The sequence below is a fragment of the Streptomyces chlorus genome (assembly GCF_042655885.1).
In the GTDB taxonomy this organism is placed as follows: Bacteria; Actinomycetota; Actinomycetes; order Streptomycetales; family Streptomycetaceae; genus Streptomyces; species Streptomyces chlorus.
Window position 1 is genome coordinate 1 of sequence record NZ_JBHSOA010000052.1, and the last position, 3,073, is coordinate 3,073.

A 3,073-nucleotide genomic window follows, 5' to 3' on the forward strand; every position below is an offset into this window, starting at 1 on the left:
CCCGCACACTACGCCGCCGTTTTATTTACTGCCTTTGAGGAACCTTGCACTAGTAGTGCTTGGTCAGGTCGGGGTGAGTGAGGGTATGTCGCGGTGGCAGGTGGGGCAGGCGCCGGTCCAGGCTGCGAGGAGGGTCTGTAGCTCGCGGACGACTTGGTAGAGGCTCAGGCCGGCGCCGTGTCTTTTGGGGCTCGGGCCAGTCGTTGCAGGGTGCAGAAGGCGTGGGCGACGGAGACGAGGGTGACGTGGTGGTGCCAGCCGGTCCAGGTGCGGCCCTCGAAGTGGGCCAGGCCCAGGGCCTGTTTCATCTCCCGGTAGTCGTGTTCGATGCGCCAGCGGAGTTTGGCGAGGCGGACCAGGGTGGTCAGTGGGGTGTCGGCGGGCAGGTCGGAGAGCCAGAACTGGACCGGTTCGGGTTCGGTGGCGGGCCACTCGGCCAGCAGCCGGCATTCCGGGAGTTCCGGGCCGTCGGCGGCGTGGCGGATCTCGCGTCCGGCGGGCCGGATCCGCAGGGCCACGAAGCGGGAGTACATCCGCTTGTGGCCGGAGCGCCCGGCGCCGGGCCGGGATCCCTCCCGCCACTGGACCGGCCGGGCGGCCTTCCGGCCCGCCGCGATGACCAGCTCTTTCACCGATCGGGGCGGGTCGGGGTACTTCGCCACCGGCGGACCCTCTCTGTCAGCCTTGGGTGAGACATCCCGTTCTGCGGGGTTAGCCTGAGAGGGCACGACAGGAGAACCGTCCCTTATGCCCAGCATAGAACCCGTCGGGTCCGACCCGGCACCGAGGCCGAAGCGCCGCACTTTCACCTCGGAGTACAAACTGCGGATCGTCGCCGAGTACGACGCCGCCCCCAGGAACGAGAAGGGGGCGGTCCTGCGCCGGGAACGGCTCTATCACTCGCATGTCAAGGAGTGGCGGGCCGCCCGGGATGCCGGGGCCCTGGAGAACCTGGTCGACCGCCAGACGAGCCCGGCCCGCGCGAAGAAGTCTGCCGCGGAGGTGGAGAACGAGAAGCTGCGGCAGCAGGTGGAGCGGCTGCAGAAGGACCTGGCCCGGAACAAGGCCGCACTCGAGGTGATGGGAAAAGCTTCCGCGCTCTTGGAAATGATCTCCGAGAGCGCGGACTGAAGCCTGCCGCCGACCCGGTCGTGGACGAGGCGTTCGTCGGCGTCGAGGCTCAGCTGGGCACCACCGCCGCCTGCCGGCTGACCGGCCGCTCCCGCGCCACGCACTACCGCCGTCTCCGGCCGGCACCACCGCGCAAGGCACGTGCCCTGCAGGTCCAGCCGTCGGCCCTGACGGCCGAAGAACGGGCTGCGGTACTGGAGTTGATGAACGGCGACGAGTACGCCGAGCTGGCGCCCGCGCAGATCTGGGCCCGCGAGCTGGATGCCGGGCGCTACCACTGCTCTGTCTCGACGATGTACCGGATCCTGCGCGAGCAGGGCCAGTCCGGTGAGCGTCGGCGGCAGGCCACCCATCCTGCCAGGGCGGTGCCCGAGCTGGTCGCCACCGGGCCCTCGCAGGTGTTCACCTGGGACATCACCAAGGCGGCCGGACCGGTCAAGGGCGTCTGGTATCACGCCTACGTGATCATCGACATCTTCAGCCGGTACATCGTCGGCCACACCGTCGAGCGAGCCGAATCGGCGGTGCGTGCCGAGGAGTTGATCCGCGAGACCATCGCCCGCAACGGCATCGTGCCCCAGACCGTGCACGCGGACCGCGGCACCTCGATGACGTCGAAGAAGGTCTCCCAACTGCTGATCGATCTGGGCGTGACGCGGTCCCACTCGAGGCCGAAGGTCTCCAACGACAATCCTTACAGCGAGGCCCAGTTCAAGACCACGAAGTACATGTCGGACTATCCCGAACGGTTCGATTCGCTGGCCCACGCCCGCGAGTGGTTCGACGCGTTCATCGCGCACTACAACCACGAGCACCGGCACTCGGGTATCGGCTGGCACACCCCCGCCTCCGTCCACTTCGGGACCGCCGAGGAAATCCGCGATCAGCGCGGGGTCACCCTCGCCGAGGCATACGCCCGTCATCCCGAACGCTTCGGCCGTCGCCCCAGACCACCCGAGATACCCCAGACGGCCTGGATCAACGACCCGGCCAAGCGCAGGGAACCCGCACCACAAACCTCATAGCGTCACAACCGTCTCACTGGACTTGAAATCCACCGGGACGCCCGTTCCCGCTGTAGGGCGGGGTCACCGGCACGGCGTCGCCGGGCTGGGCCGAGAGCGTGGTGGAGATGCCCACCACGTAGTGGAGGCCGCGGGCCTGCAGGCCGTGCCGGAAGGCCGCCGCGTCGCCGTATCCGGCGTCCGCGACGGCCAGCGGCACCTCGATGCCCCACGAGCGGGTCTCGTCGAGCATGTCCAGGGCGAGCTGCCACTTCTCCACATGCCCGACGTCCTCGGGGATGCCGCAGGCGGTGCGGCGGGCGACCTTGGCCGGATCCGCCTTCGCGGAGGCGGGCGCCCAGGTCTCGGGCAAAAACAGCCGCCAGTCGATGGCCGCCGAGGCATGATCGGACGCGAGGTGCAGGGAGACGCCGACCTGGCAGTTGGTGACCTTGCCGGCGGTGCCGGTGTACTGTCGCGACACGCACGCCGAGGCGGTGCCGTCCTTGAGGAAGCCGGTGTCGTCGAAGATCAGCGCCTTCGGCCGGATCGCCGCTTCCATCTTCCAGGCCAGCCGGGCCCGCACATGCGCCGGATCCCACGGACTCGACGTCACGAAGTGGGCCAGGGCCTGTCGGTTCCCGTCCTCACCCAGCCGGGCAGCCATCGGCTCGACCGACTTGCGCTGCCCGTCGGTGAGCAGTCCGCGCAGGTAGACCTGCCCCCACCGACGCTGATCGTTCCTCGCGAACGGCTCGAAGACCTCCGCCGCGAAGTCCTCCAACTCGTCCCGCACAGATGCAATTTCCTCCGGAGTCACGCATCTTCAACGACACACCGGACCCACAGGACACGCACCATCAACGCCGACCTGACCAAGCACTACTAGTGCAAGGTTCCTCAAAGGCAGTAAATAAAACGGCGGCGTAGTGTGCGGG

Annotated in this window: 2 protein-coding genes and 2 pseudogenes; 2 read left to right on the forward strand and 2 right to left on the reverse strand. The window is 68.4% G+C overall.

From position 1 onward, the window contains the following. Nucleotides 1-164: 164 nt before the first annotated feature. A pseudogene (locus ACFPZI_RS23785) lies at nucleotides 165-671 on the reverse strand (transposase); the annotation flags it as partial. A gap of 76 nt (nucleotides 672-747) precedes the next feature. Here ACFPZI_RS23785 and ACFPZI_RS23790 point away from each other — a divergent pair. After that, nucleotides 748-1,131, forward strand: a complete 384-nt coding sequence (locus ACFPZI_RS23790) for a hypothetical protein (protein ID WP_381366439.1) — start codon at nucleotides 748-750, stop codon at nucleotides 1,129-1,131. A gap of 20 nt (nucleotides 1,132-1,151) precedes the next feature. Then, nucleotides 1,152-2,156: an IS3 family transposase gene (locus tag ACFPZI_RS23795; protein WP_381366442.1), complete on the forward strand. Its 1,005-nt coding sequence runs from the start codon at nucleotides 1,152-1,154 to the stop codon at nucleotides 2,154-2,156. A gap of 34 nt (nucleotides 2,157-2,190) precedes the next feature. Here ACFPZI_RS23795 and ACFPZI_RS23800 read toward each other — a convergent pair. Beyond that, nucleotides 2,191-2,955, reverse strand: a pseudogene (locus ACFPZI_RS23800) (IS701 family transposase); the annotation flags it as partial. Between the last annotated feature and the right edge of the window lie 118 nt (nucleotides 2,956-3,073).

Bases quoted from the DNA above. Each gene is read 5' to 3' on its own strand.
- ACFPZI_RS23790 (WP_381366439.1), top strand. From the start codon at position 748: ATGCCCAGCATAGAACCCGTCGGGTCCGACCCGGCACCGAGGCCGAAG.